Source organism: Pseudomonas sp. I2 (assembly GCF_040984075.1).
GTDB lineage: Bacteria > Pseudomonadota > Gammaproteobacteria > Pseudomonadales > Pseudomonadaceae > Aquipseudomonas > Aquipseudomonas guariconensis_B.
Window position 1 is genome coordinate 192,297 of sequence record NZ_JBCGFQ010000003.1, and the last position, 17,575, is coordinate 209,871.

At 64.5% G+C, this 17,575-nt stretch carries 15 protein-coding genes; 10 read left to right on the forward strand and 5 right to left on the reverse strand.

Features of this window, described 5'->3' with window-relative positions:
• Position 1: 1 nt before the first annotated feature.
• The 3 genes from ntrC to glnA form a co-directional block, all read right to left on the reverse strand.
• Positions 2 to 1,438 carry a nitrogen regulation protein NR(I) gene (gene ntrC / locus WCE05_RS02990; RefSeq protein WP_225787483.1) on the reverse strand — a complete coding sequence of 479 codons (1,437 nt, stop codon included), beginning with the start codon at positions 1,436 to 1,438 and terminating at the stop codon, positions 2 to 4.
• Entirely contained in the window at positions 1,435 to 2,520 is a 1,086-nt protein-coding gene (glnL, locus tag WCE05_RS02995) for a nitrogen regulation protein NR(II) (RefSeq protein WP_225787482.1), read from the reverse strand. The genes ntrC and glnL overlap by 4 nt, the downstream gene beginning before the upstream one ends.
• Positions 2,521 to 2,880: 360 nt before the next feature.
• On the reverse strand, positions 2,881 to 4,287 hold the full coding sequence (glnA, locus tag WCE05_RS03000; protein ID WP_225787481.1) for a glutamate--ammonia ligase: 1,407 nt from the start codon (positions 4,285 to 4,287) through the stop codon (positions 2,881 to 2,883).
• A gap of 508 nt (positions 4,288 to 4,795) precedes the next feature.
• On the opposite strand from glnA, the gene thiI reads away from it, so the two are divergent.
• On the forward strand, positions 4,796 to 6,250 hold the full coding sequence (thiI, locus tag WCE05_RS03005; protein WP_225787480.1) for a tRNA uracil 4-sulfurtransferase ThiI: 1,455 nt from the start codon (positions 4,796 to 4,798) through the stop codon (positions 6,248 to 6,250).
• A gap of 117 nt (positions 6,251 to 6,367) precedes the next feature.
• Positions 6,368 to 8,176: a translational GTPase TypA gene (gene typA, locus WCE05_RS03010; protein ID WP_225787479.1), complete on the forward strand. Its 1,809-nt coding sequence runs from the start codon at positions 6,368 to 6,370 to the stop codon at positions 8,174 to 8,176.
• Between the two features lie 191 nt (positions 8,177 to 8,367).
• On the opposite strand, the gene WCE05_RS03015 is transcribed toward typA, so the two are convergent.
• The gene (locus WCE05_RS03015) at positions 8,368 to 8,772 is read right to left on the reverse strand and encodes a YkgJ family cysteine cluster protein (RefSeq protein WP_368815424.1); all 405 of its coding nucleotides are present in this window, start codon (positions 8,770 to 8,772) and stop codon (positions 8,368 to 8,370) included.
• 185 nt (positions 8,773 to 8,957) lie between these two features.
• On the opposite strand from WCE05_RS03015, the gene WCE05_RS03020 reads away from it, so the two are divergent.
• The 5 genes from WCE05_RS03020 to WCE05_RS03040 all read left to right on the forward strand — a co-directional run bounded on the left by WCE05_RS03020 (position 8,958) and on the right by WCE05_RS03040 (position 14,254).
• Positions 8,958 to 11,408 carry a glycogen/starch/alpha-glucan phosphorylase gene (locus tag WCE05_RS03020; RefSeq protein ID WP_368815425.1) on the forward strand — a complete coding sequence of 817 codons (2,451 nt, stop codon included), beginning with the start codon at positions 8,958 to 8,960 and terminating at the stop codon, positions 11,406 to 11,408.
• 250 nt (positions 11,409 to 11,658) lie between these two features.
• Positions 11,659 to 12,669, forward strand: a complete 1,011-nt coding sequence (locus WCE05_RS03025; RefSeq protein ID WP_225787476.1) for a class 1 fructose-bisphosphatase — start codon at positions 11,659 to 11,661, stop codon at positions 12,667 to 12,669.
• A gap of 3 nt (positions 12,670 to 12,672) precedes the next feature.
• Positions 12,673 to 13,269, forward strand: coding sequence for a DUF924 family protein (locus WCE05_RS03030; protein ID WP_225787475.1), 597 nt, complete (start codon positions 12,673 to 12,675; stop codon positions 13,267 to 13,269).
• 161 nt (positions 13,270 to 13,430) lie between these two features.
• Entirely contained in the window at positions 13,431 to 13,685 is a 255-nt protein-coding gene (gene bamE / locus WCE05_RS03035) for an outer membrane protein assembly factor BamE (protein WP_225787474.1), read from the forward strand.
• On the forward strand, positions 13,682 to 14,254 hold the full coding sequence (locus tag WCE05_RS03040; RefSeq protein WP_225787473.1) for a lipocalin family protein: 573 nt from the start codon (positions 13,682 to 13,684) through the stop codon (positions 14,252 to 14,254). The genes bamE and WCE05_RS03040 overlap by 4 nt, the downstream gene beginning before the upstream one ends.
• Positions 14,255 to 14,363: 109 nt before the next feature.
• Here the strand turns inward: WCE05_RS03040 and WCE05_RS03045 are convergent, their stop codons facing one another.
• Complete coding sequence (locus tag WCE05_RS03045; protein ID WP_368815426.1) at positions 14,364 to 15,728, reverse strand: formimidoylglutamate deiminase; 1,365 nt, start codon at positions 15,726 to 15,728, stop codon at positions 14,364 to 14,366.
• A 144-nt stretch (positions 15,729 to 15,872) separates the two neighbouring features.
• On the opposite strand from WCE05_RS03045, the gene hutC reads away from it, so the two are divergent.
• From hutC to WCE05_RS03060, 3 genes are all read left to right on the forward strand, one after another.
• On the forward strand, positions 15,873 to 16,583 hold the full coding sequence (hutC, locus tag WCE05_RS03050) for a histidine utilization repressor (protein WP_368815428.1): 711 nt from the start codon (positions 15,873 to 15,875) through the stop codon (positions 16,581 to 16,583).
• On the forward strand, positions 16,580 to 17,152 hold the full coding sequence (locus WCE05_RS03055) for a HutD family protein (RefSeq protein WP_225787471.1): 573 nt from the start codon (positions 16,580 to 16,582) through the stop codon (positions 17,150 to 17,152). The genes hutC and WCE05_RS03055 overlap by 4 nt, the downstream gene beginning before the upstream one ends.
• Before the next feature lie 266 nt (positions 17,153 to 17,418).
• A partial coding sequence (locus WCE05_RS03060) for a hypothetical protein (protein WP_225787713.1) occupies positions 17,419 to 17,575 on the forward strand: 157 nt, incomplete at its 3' end.

Below are 17,575 nucleotides of genomic sequence, written 5' to 3' on the forward strand. Positions count from 1 at the left end.
CTCAGTGTTCCTCGCCGTCGTCGTCATCCCCGCCATCGACATTCATCCCCAGCTCCTTGATCTTGCGGGTCAGGGTGTTGCGTCCCCAGCCCAGCAGCACGGCGGCATCGCGGCGGCGGCCGGCGGTGTGCTTGAGGGCGGTCTCGATCATGATGCGTTCGAAGCTGGGCACGGCGCTGTCGAGCAGGTTCGACTGGCCCCGGGCCAGGGCCAGGTCGGCCCACTGGCGCAAGGCCTGCTCCCAGTTGGTCACCGGAGCGGCGTCCTGGGGCAGGTTGAGCAATTCCGGCGGCAGGTCGCCGATCAGCACTTCGCGGCTGGAAGCCATCACGGTGATCCAGCGGCAGGTGTTCTCCAATTGCCGCACGTTGCCCGGCCAGGGCAGGTTGCGCATGAATTCCTCGGTTTCCGGCTTGAGCAGCTTGGGCTCGACCGCCAGCTCCTGCGCCGCGCGGCCAAGGAAGTGGCGGGCAAGGGCGGGAATGTCCTCGCGGCGGTCGGCCAGGCGTGGAATGTGGATGCGGATCACGTTCAGGCGGTGGAACAGGTCTTCGCGGAACTTGCCGGCCTGCACCAGCGACTCGAGGTTCTGGTGGGTGGCGGCGATGATGCGCACGTCCACCTTGACCGGCACATGGCCGCCGACCCGGTAGAATTCGCCATCGGCCAGCACCCGCAGCAGGCGGGTCTGGGTGTCGGCGGGCATGTCGCCGATCTCGTCGAGGAACAGGGTGCCGCCGTCGGCCTGCTCGAAGCGACCGCGCCGCAGGTTGGCCGCGCCGGTGAAGGCGCCTTTCTCATGGCCGAACAGCTCGGACTCCATCAGGTCCTTCGGGATGGCCGCCATGTTCAGGGCGATGAACGGCGATGCTGCCCGCGGGCTGTGGCGGTGCAGGGCGTGGGCCACCAGTTCCTTGCCGGTGCCCGACTCGCCGTTGATCAGCACGGTGATGTTGGAGTGGCTGAGCCGGCCGATGGCGCGGAACACTTCCTGCATCGCCGGCGCCTCGCCGATGATCTCCGGGGTGCGGGCCAGGGTTGGCGGCACGTCGAGGGCCTGCTGCTCCTGGGCATGCTGGTTGGCGCGCTTGACCAACGACACCGCTTCGTCCACGTCGAACGGCTTGGGCAGGTACTCGAAGGCGCCGCCCTGGTAGGAGGCCACGGCGCTGTCCAGGTCGGAATGGGCGGTCATGATGATGACCGGCAGACGCGGGTGCTGCTCGCGGATCTGGGCCAGCAGGTCAAGGCCGCTGGTGCCAGGCATGCGGATGTCGGAGATGATCACGTCCGGCTGCTGGCGGGCCAGGCGGCCCATGACGCCATCGGCGCTGTCGAAGCTCTGGGTGGTCATGCCTTCCTGTTGCAGGGCTTTTTCCAGGACCCAGCGGATGGAGCGATCATCGTCGACGATCCAGACGGTTTCACTTCGGCTCATGAGGCGGTGGCTCCTTGTTCCAGAGGCAGGAAGATCGAGAATGTGGTGTGGCCGGGGTGGCTGTCACATTCGATCAGGCCCTGGTGCTGGCTGATGATGTTCTGGGTGATGGCCAGGCCGAGCCCGGTACCGTCCGGGCGGCCACTGACCATGGGATAGAAGAGGGTGTCCTGCAGTTCGGCGGGGATGCCCGGGCCGTTGTCGGTGATCTCGACCCGCGCCACCAGCCGGTGGCGGATGTGCCCGATGGTGAACTGGCGCACCGCGCGGCTGCGCAGGGTGATGCGGCCCAGGCGCAGCTCGTTCTGCCCGCCGATCGCCTGCATCGCGTTGCGCACGATGTTGAGCACGGCCTGGATCATCTGCTCGCGGTCGATCAGCACGTCCGGCAGGCTCGGGTCGTAGTCGCGCACCAACGTGATGCTGCCTTGGCTTTCCGCCTCCACCAAGCTGCCGACCCGCTCCAGCACTTCGTGGATATTGGTCATGGCCAGCGACGGCAGCTTGTTCGAACCGAGCATGCGGTCGACCAGGTTACGCAGGCGGTCGGCCTCCTCGATGATCACGTTGGTGTAGTCGCGCAGCCCCTCGTCGGGCAGCTCGCGCGACAGCAACTGCGCCGCGCCGCGAATGCCGCCGAGCGGGTTCTTGATCTCGTGGGCGAGGCCGCGCACCAGCATCTTGGTGGTTTCCTGCTTGCTCAGCTGGGCCTCTTCCTTGGTGATGCGCAGCAGCCGGTCGCGGGGGTGGACCTCCAGCAACAGCAGGGTCTGCCCTTGGTGCAGGATCGGCGTCACGGCATAGTCGACGGTGATGGTCTGGCCGGTCAGCGAGGTCAGCTGGGCCTCGCGCTTGGTGAACGGGTGCGCCTGTTCCACGGCTTGGCGCAGGGAGTTGAGCGCTTCGGTGGACTCGGTGAACAGCTCGCTGATGAACTGCCCGTGGCTGCGCTGGCCGCTGACGGCCAGGAGCATCTCCGCGGCCGGGTTCATGTACTCCAGGCGCAGCTCGGCATTGAGCAGGAGCGTGGCGGTGGTCAGGTTGTCCAGGAGCAGACGGTGCTGTGCATCGCTGATGGTCATAAGGCGTCGTTGACCTCTTTTGGCACATGGAGTGCCCTGGCGGTAAACAGGGGCGGGCGCGCAGGTGTCCGCTCGTTGCCAGGAAAATGCAAGAAACAAACCAAAGCTCCGAAAAGAAGCGGCATTTGCGGATAAAGCCCTGGATCTGCGCGAATTCGGGCCAGAAAGCCCTGGTTTTCCGTGGCTGCTGACCCAAATTGGGATGCATGGCGGGGCGTAGCGGTTTTCTGTGCACCAATATAGAGCATAGGGTGCGAGAGGGCTGCCTGCCGCTTTCCATCGGAGCGGGACGCGAAAACGAAAACGGCCTCCCGAGGGAGGCCGTTTCGATGAGGGCGTCGACGCGAGGCGTCGCCTACATCAGACGCTGTAGTACAGGTCGTATTCCAGCGGGTGGACGAAGGTGCGGACCTTGATCTCTTCTTCCGACTTCAGCTCGATGTAGGCATCGATGAAGTCGTCGGAGAACACGCCGCCCTTGGTCAGGAACGCACGGCCCTTGTCCAGCTCTTCCAGGGCTTCCTTCAGGCTGCCGCAGACCTGCGGGATTTCCTTGGCCTCTTCAGGCGGCAGGTCGTACAGGTTCTTGTCGGCGGCATCGCCTGGGTGGATCTTGTTCTGGATGCCGTCCAGGCCGGCCATCAGCAGCGCGGCGAAGCACAGGTACGGGTTGGCGGCCGGGTCCGGGAAGCGCGCTTCGATACGGCGGGCTTTCGGGCTCGAGACGTACGGGATGCGGATCGAGGCCGAGCGGTTGCGGGCCGAGTAGGCCAGCATGACCGGCGCTTCGAAGCCTGGCACCAGGCGCTTGTAGGAGTTGGTGGACGGGTTGGTGAAGCCGTTCAGGGCCTTGCCGTGCTTGATGATGCCGCCGATGAAGTACAGGGCGGTGTCGGACAGGCCGGCATAGCCTTCGCCGGAGAAGGTGTTCTTGCCGTCTTTGGAGATCGACATGTGGACGTGCATGCCCGAGCCGTTGTCGCCGTACAGCGGTTTCGGCATGAAGGTCGCGGTCTTGCCATAGGCGTCGGCGACGTTGTGCACGCAGTACTTCAGGGTCTGGACTTCGTCAGCCTTGGTGACCAGGGTGTTGAACTTCACACCGATCTCGTTCTGGCCGGCGGTGGCGACTTCGTGGTGGTGAACTTCGACGACCAGGCCCATTTCCTCCATGGCGTTGCACATGGCGGTACGGATCTCGTGGTCGTGGTCGCATGGCGGAACCGGGAAGTAGCCACCCTTGACGGCCGGACGGTGGCCCTTGTTGCCGCCTTCGACGTCCTGGTCGGTCATCCAGGAGCCTTGTTCGGAGTAGATCTTGAACATGGAGCCGGAGATGTCGGACTTGAACTTGACCTGGTCGAAGATGAAGAACTCAGGCTCCGGGCCGACGAACACGGTGTCGCCGATGCCGGTGGACTTCAGGAATTCCTCGGCGCGCTTGGCGATGGCGCGTGGGTCGCGGTCGTAACCTTGCATGGTGGAAGGCTCGATCACGTCGCAGACCAGGATCAGGGTCGGCTCTTCGGTGAACGGGTCGAGCACGGCGGAGGAGTCGTCCGGCATCAGGATCATGTCGGAGGCTTCGATGCCTTTCCAGCCTTCGATCGACGAGCCGTCGAACATCTTGCCGGCTTCGAAGAAGTCCTCGTCCAGCGCATCGCGAGCGGGCATGGTGACGTGGTGCTGTTTGCCTTTGGTGTCCGTGAAACGCAGATCAATCCACTTGACGTCATGATCTTTGATGAGTTGAACCGACTTCGACATGTTGTCCTCCGGATGGGTCTAGGGCGCGGTGGGCCGCTGCCCTGGAAAAAGGGTGTCGCCGGGCGCGGATAGTCGGCCAAGCTTACCTGCCTCACAAGAGAGCAAATTGCATGCCAGTGCCCAAAAATGGCGAGGCGGGGATAAAACCTGGCGGTTTCGGGCGTTTTGCGGGGTTAGGGGGCTTTAGGCTGCACCTATAAGAGGCGTTTTTCTGGCTGGATGCACCAATATGGTGCTTGCTGGATTTTGCGCTGACTGCCTTGGCCTTATTCGCGGGCAAGCCCGCTCCCACAGAGGGGCGAGTCAAAGACAGTCGATGCGGTTTGCAGGGCTTGGGCCCCAGTGGGAGCTGGCTTGCCGGCGACAGGGGCGGTACAGGCACCCCGAAAATCATTCCCTATCGTCGAAATACCAAAACCTTCTGCTCAAAAGTTGCTCAAACCTTGAGCAATTTCCGCTATAATTCGCGCCCCTCATTTTCGGCAGGCCCCGCGCGCGCTGTTATCCAATGAAACTCATCGTCAAAGTCTTCCCTGAAATCACCATCAAGAGCCGGCCGGTGCGCAAGCGTTTCATCCGCCAGCTCAGCAAGAACATCCGCCTGGTGCTCAAGGACCTGGATCCCGAGCTGGTGGTCGATGGTGTCTGGGACAATCTCGAGGTGGTCACCCGCGTCGAGGACGAGAAGGTCCAGCGCGAGATGGTCGAGCGCCTCACCTGCACCCCGGGCATCGCCCACTTCCTGCAGGTCGAGGAATACCCGCTGGGCGACTTCGACGACATCGTCGCCAAGTGCAAGGAACACTTCGGCCCGCTGCTGGCCGGCAAGCGCTTCGCCGTGCGCTGCAAGCGCGGCGGCCACCACGACTTCACCTCGATGGACGTCGACCGTTATGTCGGCAGCCAGTTGCGCCAGCAATGCGGCGCCGCAGGTATCGACCTGAAGCACCCCGAGGTGGAAGTGCGCCTGGAGATCCGCGACCAGCGCCTCTATGTGGTGCACACTCGTCACCCGGGCATCGGCGGCTACCCGCTGGGCGCCCTGGAGCAGACCCTGGTGCTGATGTCCGGCGGCTTCGACTCCACCGTGGCCGCCTACCAGATGATGCGCCGTGGCCTGATGACCCATTTCTGCTTCTTCAACCTCGGTGGCCGCGCCCACGAGCTGGGGGTGATGGAAGTCGCCCACTACCTGTGGAAGAAGTTCGGCAGCAGCCAGCGCGTGCTGTTCATCAGCGTGCCGTTCGAGGAAGTGGTCGGCGAGATCCTCGGCAAGGTCGACAACAGCTACATGGGCGTGACCCTCAAGCGCATGATGCTGCGCGCCGCGGCCAAGGTCGCCGAGCGCCTGGAGATCGACGCCCTGGTCACCGGCGAGGCGATTTCCCAGGTATCGAGCCAGACCCTGCCGAACCTGGCGGTGATCGACCAGGCCACCGACAAGCTGGTGCTGCGCCCGCTGCTGGCCAGCCACAAGCAAGACATCATCGACACCGCCTACCAGATCGGCACCGCCGAGTTCGCCAAGCACATGCCCGAATATTGCGGCGTGATCTCGGTGAACCCGACCACCTGTGCCAAGCCGCACCGGGTCGCCCATGAAGAGAACCAGTTCGACATGGCGGTGCTCGAGCGCGCCCTGGAGCGCGCCCGCTTCATCTCGATCGACCACGTCATCGACGAGCTAGGCCAGGATATCGAGGTCGAGGAAGTGAGCGAGGCCCTGCCGGGCCAGATCATCCTCGACATCCGTCACCCGGACGCCCAGGAAGACGAACCCCTGGTGCTCGAAGGCATCGAAGTCCAGGCGCTGCCGTTCTACGCGCTCAACAGTCGCTTCAAGCACCTGGATGCCAACCGTCAGTACCTGCTTTATTGCGATAAAGGTGTCATGAGCCGTCTGCATGCTCATCACCTGCTCAGCGAGGGACACGCCAATGTGCGCGTTTATCGCCCCGCCTAGGAAGCACGATGGCGACCGTTCTCGCCATCGTCCTCCCGACCGGTACTGAGCGCCGAATGCCTTGAACCCGATGCCTGCGGGCAGCGGTCACCGAATACCTAGATCGAGAAACACACAGTGATTGAGAATCTGCGCAACATTGCCATCATTGCCCACGTCGACCATGGCAAGACCACCCTCGTCGACAAGCTGCTGAAGCTCTCCGGCACCCTCGACCGCAAAGAGGCGGAAAGCGAGCGCGTGATGGACTCCAACGACCAGGAAAAGGAACGCGGCATTACCATCCTGGCGAAGAACACCGCCATCAAGTGGAACGGCTACAACATCAACATCGTCGACACCCCCGGCCACGCCGACTTCGGTGGCGAGGTCGAGCGCGTGATGTCGATGGTCGACTCGGTACTGCTGGTGGTCGACGCCCAGGACGGCCCGATGCCGCAGACCCGCTTCGTGACCCAGAAGGCGTTCAAGGCCGGCCTGCGTCCGATCGTCGTGGTCAACAAGATCGACCGTCCGGGCGCCCGTCCCGACTGGGTCATCGACCAGATCTTCGACCTGTTCGACAACCTGGGCGCCACCGATGAGCAGCTGGACTTCCCGATCGTCTACGCCAGTGCCCTGAACGGCATCGCCGGCATGGACCACGAGAACATGGACGACAACATGGACGCCCTGTTCCAGGCGATCATCGACCATGTGCCGGCCCCGGTCGTCGACACCGAAGGCCCGTTCCAGATGCAGATCTCCCAGCTGGACTACAACAGTTTCCTGGGCGTGATCGGCATCGGCCGCATCACCCGCGGCAAGATCAAGACCAACACCCCGGTCGTGGCCATCAGCGACGACGGCACCAAGCGCAACGGCCGCGTGCTGAAGATCATGGGCCACTCGGGCCTGCAGCGCGTCGAAGTCGCCGAGGCCGAAGCCGGCGACATCGTCTGCGTCTCGGGCATGGACGAGCTGTTCATCTCCGACACCCTGTGCGACCCGCAGAACGTCGAGGCGCTGCCGCCGCTGACCGTCGACCAGCCGACCGTGAGCATGACCTTCCAGGTCAACGACTCGCCGTTCGCCGGCAAGGAAGGCAAGTTCGTCACCAGCCGTAACATCAAGGACCGCCTGGACAAGGAGCTGCTGCACAACGTGGCGCTGCGTGTCGAGCAGGGCGACAGCCCGGAGAAGTTCAAGGTTTCCGGCCGTGGCGAGCTGCACCTGTCGGTCCTGATCGAAACCATGCGCCGTGAAGGCTTCGAGCTGGCCGTGGGCCGTCCGGAAGTGGTGATCATCGAGAAGGACGGTGAGAAGCAGGAGCCGTACGAGAACGTCACCATCGACATCGAGGAACAGCACCAGGGCCCGGTGATGGAGCAGATGGGCCTGCGCAAGGGCGACCTGACCAACATGGTGCCGGACGGCAAGGGCCGTATCCGCCTGGAGTACATCATCCCGGCCCGTGGCCTGATCGGCTTCCGTAACGCTTTCCTGACCATGACCTCGGGTACCGGCATCCTGACCAGCACCTTCGAGAAGTACGGCCCGATCAAGGCCGGTGGCGTGACCCACCGCCAGAATGGCGTGCTGGTCTCGATGGCTGGCGGTACCGCGCTGACCTACTCCCTGGAAACCCTGCAGGACCGCGGCAAGCTGTTCCTGTCGCCGGGCGACGAAGTCTACGAAGGCATGCTGGCCGGTATCCACAGCCGTGACAACGACCTGGTCATCAACCCGACCAAGGCCAAGAAGCTCGACAACATGCGTGCTTCCGGCAAGGACGACACCGTCCAGCTGACCCCGGCGGTGAAGTTCACCCTGGAGCAGGCCCTGGAGTTCATCGACGAAGACGAGCTGGTCGAAGTGACGCCGAAGTCGATCCGCCTGCGCAAGAAGCTGCTGACCGAGAACGAGCGTAAGCGCGCGAGCAAGTGATGCTGCTTTGAGGCATGAAAAACCCGGCTGGCTGGCCGGGTTTTTCATGCCTGCATTGTCGAGACGGCGGGGCATCGTTCCAATGCTGGTGGTTAAGGGGTGTGTTGTCGTTTTGGGGCGCGCAGCGGCCCCAGGATCTCAAGGTCCGCTCAACCGGCAGGGATCGAGGCTTGCCCGGCCGATAAAAAGGCTCAGCGCCCGGTTTGCTTCGGTTTGTATGCACAATACCCCGGTCGCGGCCCCACCTTCGGGTGGTTGCGGCAGGTGTCTGGCCGTACGTCGTAGATGGTGCACATCCGGCTCTTGCGATCCAGGTACAGGCAGTCGTCGTTGCTCATGCGCGCCAGGGTGAAGATCCCTGACTTCTGGTTGAAACGCTCGATGATGCCTTCCTTCTGCAAGCGCTTGGCCACGTTCTTCGGCGGTTCGTCCTTCTCGAACTCATCCACCACGCCGATGCGGATCAGGTCCTTGATCTTCACCTCCACGGGTAAGGTGCAACAGGTCGAATGGCAGCCCCCGCACATGTGGCTGGCATAGCGTTGCCAGGTATCCAGGCGGTCGACTTCGGCGGCGGCGATCAGGGTCGGTTTCATCGTTATGGGGGCGGATCACGGTCTTGGGGCGCGCGATCATACCGGAGCCGTTCAATTTGTGAACAACCTTTCGCCCGATTGCCCAACGGATCATGAAAACCGCGAACCGGCACTGTCGCTCCGTGTCGAAGCGTCTAGGCTGAACAATCTCCCTCCGCTTTCGTCAACTTGCCCGAGGATGCCGCATGTCCCAGGAACCCAAAGCTCGTGACGCAGAGGTGGCTGCTTTTCGCGCCGCTGTACTGGCCAAGCTGACCTATGCGGTCGGCAAGGACCCGGAGCACGCCTTCGACCACGACTGGTTCGAGGCCATCGCCCTGGCTGCCCGCGATCACATGGTCGATCACTGGATGGACCACACCCGACAGGCCTACCGGCGCAGCCAGAAGCGGGTCTACTACCTCTCCCTGGAGTTCCTCATCGGCCGCTTGCTATACGACAGCCTGAGCAATCTGGGCCTGCTGGACATCGCCCGCGAGGCACTGGAAGGGCTGGACGTGGACCTCGAGCGCATCCGTCTGCTCGAGCCCGATGCGGCCCTGGGCAACGGCGGCCTGGGGCGCCTGGCGGCGTGCTTCATGGAAAGCATGTCCACCCTCGGGATCGCCGCCCATGGCTATGGCATCCGCTACGAGCATGGCCTGTTCCGGCAGGCGCTGGTCGACGGTTGGCAGCAGGAGCAGACCGAGCACTGGCTGGATTTCGGCAACCCCTGGGAGTTCGAGCGGGCCGAGGTGATCTACCCGATCAGCTTCGGTGGCAGCGTCGAGACGGTGTACGACACCCACGGCCAGCAGCGCCAGGTCTGGTGGCCGGGCGAGACGGTGCGGGCGGTGGCCTACGACACGCCGGTGGTCGGCTGGCGCGGGGCCAGCGTCAACACCCTGCGCCTGTGGCGCGCACGGGCCCTGGAGGAACTGCACCTGGAGCGCTTCAATGCCGGTGACCACCTGGGGGCGGTGGCCGAGGTGGCGCGGGCCGAGAGCATTTCGCGGGTGCTTTACCCGGCCGACAGCACCGAGGCCGGCCAGGAGCTGCGCCTGCGTCAGGAGTACTTCTTCGTCTCGGCCTCGCTGCAGGACCTGTTGCGCCGCCACCTGAACATGCACGACAACCTGCTCAACCTGCCGGAGGCCGCGGCCATCCAGCTCAACGACACCCACCCGTCGATCGCCGTGGCCGAGTTGATGCGCTTGCTCGTCGACCAGCACGAGATCCCCTGGGACACCGCCTGGGACCTGACCGTCGGCACCCTGGCCTACACCAACCACACCCTGCTGCCCGAGGCCCTGGAAACCTGGCCGGTGGCCCTGATGGAGCGCATGCTGCCCCGGCACATGCAGATCATCTACCTGATCAACGCCTACCATATCGACGCCCTGCGGGCCAAAGGCCTGCACGACTTCGACGTGCTGCGGGCGGTGTCGCTGATCGAGGAGGACAACGGCCGCCGGGTGCGCATGGGCAACCTGGCGTTCCTTGGCTCGCACAGCGTCAACGGCGTCTCGGCGCTGCACAGCCGGCTGATGAAGAGCACGGTGTTCGCCGAGCTGCACAAACTCTACCCGCAGCGGATCAACAACAAGACCAACGGCATCACCTTCCGTCGCTGGCTGTTCCAGGCCAACCCGCAGTTGACCGCCATGTTGGTCGAAGCCTTGGGCGCGGAGGTGCTGGACGACCCGCAAGGCAAGCTCGAAGCCTTGGCGCCGTTCGCCGACAAGGCCACCTTCCGCCGCCAGTTCGCCGCCCAGCGTCTGCACAGCAAGCGTGCTCTGGCCAGCATCATCCAGGATCGCCTGGGTGTGACGGTCAACCCCGAGGCGCTGTTCGACGTGCAGGTCAAGCGCATCCACGAATACAAGCGCCAGCTGCTCAACCTGCTGCACACCGTGGCCCTGTACCAGGCCATGCGCGCCGAGCCGGACACCGACTGGGTGCCACGGGTGAAGATCTTCGCCGGCAAGGCTGCCGCCAGCTATCACCAGGCCAAGTTGATCATCAAGCTGGCTAACGACATCGCCCGGGTGGTCAACAACGACCCGACCGTGCGGGGCCTGCTCAAGGTGGTGTTCCTGCCCAACTACAACGTCAGCCTGGCCGAGAGCATCATCCCCGCCGCGGACCTGTCCGAGCAGATCTCCACGGCCGGCTACGAGGCCTCGGGCACCAGCAACATGAAGTTCGCCCTCAATGGCGCCCTGACCATCGGCACCCTGGACGGCGCCAACGTCGAGATGTGCGAGCAGGTCGGTGCCGATAACATGTTCATCTTCGGCCTGACCGCGCAGCAGGTGGAGGCGCGCCGGCGTGCGGGCGACTTCGGCGCGGCCACGGCGATCGCCGCCTCGAACCGCCTGGGAGATGTACTCCAGGCGATCCGCAGCGGGGTGTTCTCGCCGGATGACCCGGCGCGTTACGCGGGCCTGCTGGATTCGCTGGTGGCTCATGACCGCTTCCTGGTGTGCGCCGACTTCGACGCCTATTGGGATGCCCAGCGGCGGGTCGAGGAGCTTTGGCACGCGCCCCAGGACTGGTGGCGCATGGCGGTGCTCAACACGGCGCGGATGGGCTGGTTCTCGTCGGACCGGACGATCCGCGAATATGCCACCGAGATCTGGAAGGCCCTGGATTGAGGAAGGGCACTCATGGGGCGAGCGGTGCTTTTGGGGGCCGCTTCGCGCCCCAGATGACAGCTGGAAGTCTAGACTGACCGGCATCGAGGCCCGCCAATGAGGCCTCACCTGACAACCGGCCCGGCACTGGCTGAACTCACTGCCCGATGTGCCGTCTGAAAGCCCAGACGAGTCTCACTGCTCGCTAGCCCGCAACTCTCCCTGTAAACTGCGGGGGTTTTTCTACCCCTTTCCATCTTCGGAGCCATACATGTCCCGCGTTACCCTGAGTCGCTATCTGATTGAGCAGACCCGCAGCAACGATACCCCTGCCGATCTGCGCTTCCTGATCGAAGTGGTGGCGCGTGCGTGCAAGGAAATCAGCCATAACGTGTCCAAGGGCGCCCTGGGCGGCGTGCTCGGCAGCCTGGGCACCGAGAACGTGCAAGGCGAGGTGCAGAAGAAACTCGACGTGATCTCCAACGAGATCCTGCTCGAGGCCAACGAGTGGGGCGGTCACCTGGCCGGCATGGCTTCCGAGGAAATGGACAACGCCTACCAGATCCCGGGCAAGTACCCCAAGGGTGGCTACCTGCTGGTCTTCGACCCGCTGGATGGCTCGTCGAACATCGACGTCAACGTCTCGGTCGGCACCATCTTCTCGGTGCTGCGTTGCCCGAACGAGTACCTGAGCCAGAACGAAACGCTGAACGAGAAGGCCTTCCTCCAGCCAGGCGCCAAGCAGGTCGCCGCTGGCTACGCCATCTATGGCCCGCAGACCATGCTGGTGCTGACCCTGGGCAATGGCGTCAAGGGCTTCACCTTGGACCGCGAGCTGGGCAGCTTCGTCCTGACCCACGAGAACATCCGCGTGCCGGAAAGCACCGCCGAATTCGCCATCAACATGTCCAACCAGCGTCACTGGGAAGCCCCGGTGCAGCGCTACGTGGGCGAACTGCTGGCCGGCGACACCGGCCCGCTGAAAAAGAACTACAACATGCGCTGGATCGCCTCGATGGTCGCCGACGTGCACCGCATCCTGACCCGTGGCGGCCTGTTCATGTATCCACGCGATGCCCGCGAGCCGAGCAAGCCGGGCAAACTGCGCCTGATGTACGAGGCCAACCCGATGTCGTTCATCATCGAGCAGGCCGGTGGCGCGTCCACCAACGGTTACGAGCGTATCCTCGACATCCAGCCAGAGAGCCTGCACCAGCGCGTGTCGGTGATCCTCGGCTCGAAGGAAGAGGTGGAGCGCGTCACCGCCTACCACAAGGAGTAAGTCATGCTCGCACCTTGGCAGCCGTTGCTGGAATGGTGGTTCGGTTGGGGGGCCAGCCCCCAGGCCGTGGCTGACGAGAAGAGTACGCTGTGGTTCGGCAAGCACCACGACGACGAGGCGCGCGAGTACTTCGGCGAACTCGTGGAGCATGCCCTGGCCGGCGGCCTGGACGAGTGGCAGCAGAGTCCCCAGGGCTGGCTTGGCCTGCTGTTGCTGCTCGACCAGTTGCCGCGCATGATCCACCGCGACACGCCACGCGCCTTCGAGGGCGACCGGCGTGCCCAGGTGGTGGCCATGCAGGGCTTGCAGAAGGGCTGGGACTACCAGCTGCTGCCGATCCAGCGGGTGTTCGTGCTGCTGGTGCTGGAGCATGCCGAGGTGCTGGACTGGCAGAACCTGTGCGTCGAACGCTACCAGATGCTGCTGGACGAGCAGCCGGAGGCCAACCGCCGGCTGTTCGAGGGGTTCCTTGACTATGCCGAGCAGCACCAGCGGGTGATCGCTCGGTTCGGGCGCTTCCCGCATCGCAACCTGGTGCTCGGCAGGCCGAGTACCAGCGAAGAGATGGACTTTCTCCTGGAACCTGGGTCCAGGTTCTGATCCTGCTGGGGCCGCGCAAAGCGGCCCCACTGCCATCTGCCATCAACCGACCAACGGCAGGGGGTAAAAGCGGGGTGGCCAGGGAACCGAGGCGGCTTTTTGCCTTCTAAGCTGCCTGCAGGCCGTTGCGCTTGTGCCTACATCTCCAGGAGTGTCCCTTCATGTCGTTGCGTTCCCTCGCCCTGTTGTCCTTGTGCGTCGTCCTGACCGCCTGCAGCAAGATCAACCAGGAAAACTATTCCAAGCTCAAGGCCGGCATGAGCAAGGCCGAGGTCGAGCAACTGCTTGGCACGCCCACTGAATGTTCGGGGGCATTGGGCATGAGCAGTTGCACCTGGGGGGACGAGACGAGCTTCATCAGCGTGCAGTACGCGGCGGACAAGGTGCTGATGTATTCCGGGCAGGGTCTCAAATGAGGCCCCTGTACCTGCTGCTGGGGCTTTGCCTGGCCATGCTGCTGGGCGGTTGCGCCACCTCCGCCAACGACCCGCTGGCGCCCAAGACCGCCGGTACCGTCGACCTCAAGCGCTACCAGGGCAAGTGGTTCGAGCTGGCGCGCCTGCCGATGGCCTACCAGCGTGAGTGCGCCCAGTCCGAGGCGCATTACAGCCTCAAGCCCGATGGCAGCGTCGCCGTGATCAACCGCTGTCGCACCCTGGGCGACGAGTGGCTGCGCGCCGAAGGCAAGGCCAAGCCCCAGGAGCAGGGGCGCACCGACCGGCTGTGGGTGGAGTTCGACAACTGGTTCACCCGCCTGGTGCCAGGCGTGGCCAGGGGCGAGTACTGGATCCTGTACGTGGATGAGCGCTACCGCACGGCGATCGTCGGCAGCCCCGACCGCAAGTACCTGTGGATTCTGTCGCGCAACCCGAACCTGCCGGCGTGGGAGCGCGAGAGCCTGCTGTCCAGGGCGCGGCAGCAGGGGTACGACACCACGCGGCTGATCTGGCGGGAAGCGGACAAGCAGATCGTCAGCAGGCATTGAAAGCCTGTACCGCTGCCTTTCAAGGTAGTTCCATGAGCCATTTGAGGCCGCGAAGCGGCCCCAACTGGCGACGCTGAGTTTCAACTGACGGGCTTGGCGCTTGCCCGCATCAGCCGAGCAACTGGCGCAGCACCTCGACGAACGCCCGCCCGCTTTCCTCTTCCTGCCCGTGTCGTCCCTGGCGCACCACCCATTGCCCGTTGACCATCACATCGCGCACCTGGCGATCGCTGCCGGCGAACAACCAGCGATTGACAATGGCATCGCCACTGGCCGTGGCCAGGTAAGGGTCCTGCCCATCGAGCACCAGCCAGTCGGCGCGCTTGCCGACCGCCAGCTCGCCCACCGCCTGGCCCAGCGCCTGGGCACCGCCCGCCAGCGCCGCGTCATACAGCGTGCGCCCGACCATCGGCTGGTCGCCCCGGTACAAGCGGTTGCGCCGCTGGTCACGCAGGCGCTGGCCGTACTCCAGCCAGCGCAGTTCCTCGACCACGCTCAGCGACACATGGCTGTCCGAGCCGATACCCAGGCGGCCACCTTGGGCCAGGTAGTCCACCGCCGGGAAGATACCGTCGCCCAGGTTGGCCTCGGTGGTCAGGCACAGGCCGGCCACCGCGCCGCTGCGCGCCATGGCGGTGATTTCGCCAGGGTCGGCATGGGTGGCATGGACCAGGCACCAGCGCTGGTCGACGTCCACATGCTCGTACAACCATTGCAGCGGACGACGCCCGCTCCAGGCCAGGCAGTCGTCGACCTCCTTCTGCTGTTCGGCGATATGGATGTGCACCGGGCTGGCTGGATCGCCGGCGGCCAGTACCGTCGCCAGTTGCTCCGGGGTGACTGCGCGTAGCGAGTGGAAGCACAGCCCCAGCCGCTGTGCCGGTTGCGCCGCCAGCAGCGGCGCGAGCTGCTGCTGCAGGTCCAGGTAACGCTCGGTGGAGTTGATGAAGCGACGCTGCCCCTCGCTGGGAGGCTGGCCGCCGAACCCCGAGTGGCTGTACAGCACCGGCAGCAGGGTCAGGCCGATGCCCGAGGCCGCGGCCGCCGTGCTGATGCGCCGGGACAGTTCGGCCGGATCGGCATAGGCCTGGCCTTGAGGGTCGTGGTGCACATAGTGGAATTCGGCCACCGAGGTGTAGCCGGCCTTGAGCATCTCGATATACAGCTGGCGGGCGATGACCTGCAGTTGCTCCGGGGTGATCCGGCCAACCAGGCGGTACATCAGTTCGCGCCAGGTCCAGAAACTGTCGTTGGGGTTGCCGGCCACTTCCGCAAGGCCTGCCATGGCGCGCTGGAAAGCATGGGAGTGGAGGTTGGGCATGCCCGGCAGCAGCGGGCCGGCCAGCCGCTCGGCGCCCTCGGCCGAGGCCTCGGCGTCGACCTTGGACAGGTGGCCGTCGTCGCTGACCTCGAGGCGGACATTGCGGGCCCAGCCCGTAGGCAGCAGGGCGCGTTCGGCGAAATAGGCGGACATCGGTGGATAACCCCGTTCTGATTATTTGTATATACATATACAGACGTTTGCCTGCCAGGTAAACTCCGGCAAGCTACCGCTCATTCAATCGCACAAGGAAACAAAGCCGTGCCGACACCTCCTGTCTCCGCGCTGGTTGCCCAGATGGGCGAAGGGCCGGCGCCGCTCTACGCCCGGGTCAAGCAGATGATCGTCCAGCAGATCGAGAACGGCAGCTGGCCGCCGCATCACCGGGTGCCCTCGGAAAGCGAACTGGTCAGCCAGCTGGGGTTCAGCCGCATGACCATCAACCGCGCCTTGCGCGAACTGACCGCCGAAGGCCTGCTGGTACGCATGCAGGGCGTCGGCACCTTCGTCGCCGAGCCCAAGACTCGTTCGGCGTTGTTCGAAGTCAACAACATCGCCGACGAGATCGCCGGCCGTGGCCACCAGCATAGCTGCCAGGTGATCACCCTCGCCGAGGAGGCCGCTGGCTCCGAGCGCGCCCTGGCCCTGGACATGCGTGAAGGCGGGCGGGTGTTCCATTCGCTGATCGTGCACTACGAGAACGGCGTTCCGGTGCAGATCGAGGACCGCTACGTCAACGCGCAGGTCGCCCCGGACTACCTCAAGCAGGACTTCACCCGGCAGACGCCCTACGCCTACCTGTCTCAGGTCGCGCCGCTGACCGAGGGTGAGCACGTGGTCGAAGCCATCCTCGCCGAGCCCGACGAATGCCGCCTGCTGCAGATCGAGCGTGGCGAGCCCTGCCTGTTGATCCGCCGCCGCACCTGGTCCGGCCGCCAGCCGGTGACCGCCGCGCGGCTGATCCACCCCGGTTCCCGTCATCGCCTGGAAGGACGATTCAGCAAATGAGCCCGTTGCAGCTGTTGCGCGCCCAAGACTACCCGCGCATGCCCTGGAAGAACGGTGGAGGCTTCACCGAAGAGATCACCCGCGACGCCGGCGAGGGCCTGGAGGGCTTCGGTTGGCGGTTGTCGATCGCCGATATCGAGGAGTCCGGTGGGTTCTCCACCTTTGCCGGCTACCAGCGGATCATCACCGTGCTGCAGGGCGACGGCATGCGCCTGCTGGTCGATGGCCAGGCCAGTCGGCCATTGTTGCCGTTCGATGCCTTCGCGTTCGGTGGCGAAAGCCAGGTCAGCTGCAAGCTGCTGGGCGGGCCGATCCGCGACTTCAACCTGATCTATGCGCCCCAACGCTACCGGGCACGGCTGCAATGGTTCGACGGCACCCAGCGGGCGTACAGTTCGGCGTCGACGGTGTTGTTGTTCGCGGCCAGCGGGCATGTCGAGGCGAGCGTGCCGGGGCATGGGGTACAGCAGTTGGGCTTGTACGACTGCCTGCACCTGGAAGGCAACGACGGCTTGCTGGAGCTGGATGTGCAGGGACGGTTCTGCCTGATCGAACTGATGCCACGCTGATATTTTCACCGTGAAAAGGGGCTGCTGTGCAGCCCAATCGCGGGCAAGCCCGCTCCCACAGGATTCCGCGTAGCCCTGGCAGGCGGCGCAGTACTTGTGGGAGCGGGCTTGCCCGCGATTGGGTCGCGCAGCGGCCCCTGCTCATTTCTGCCGGGCGAGGAACGGTCGAAAATTTTTAGTTGTCCATGCTTGTACATACAAGTAAAGGTGTGTTTGTATATCCCCATCGACACACCGCCGTCGACCTGACCGCAGAGGACATTCCCGTGACTGACAACAACAAATACCGTGACGTAGAAATCCGCGCCCCGCGTGGCAACAAGCTGACCGCCAAGAGCTGGCTGACCGAAGCGCCGCTGCGCATGCTGATGAACAACCTCGACCCGCAGGTGGCCGAGAACCCCAAGGAGCTGGTGGTGTACG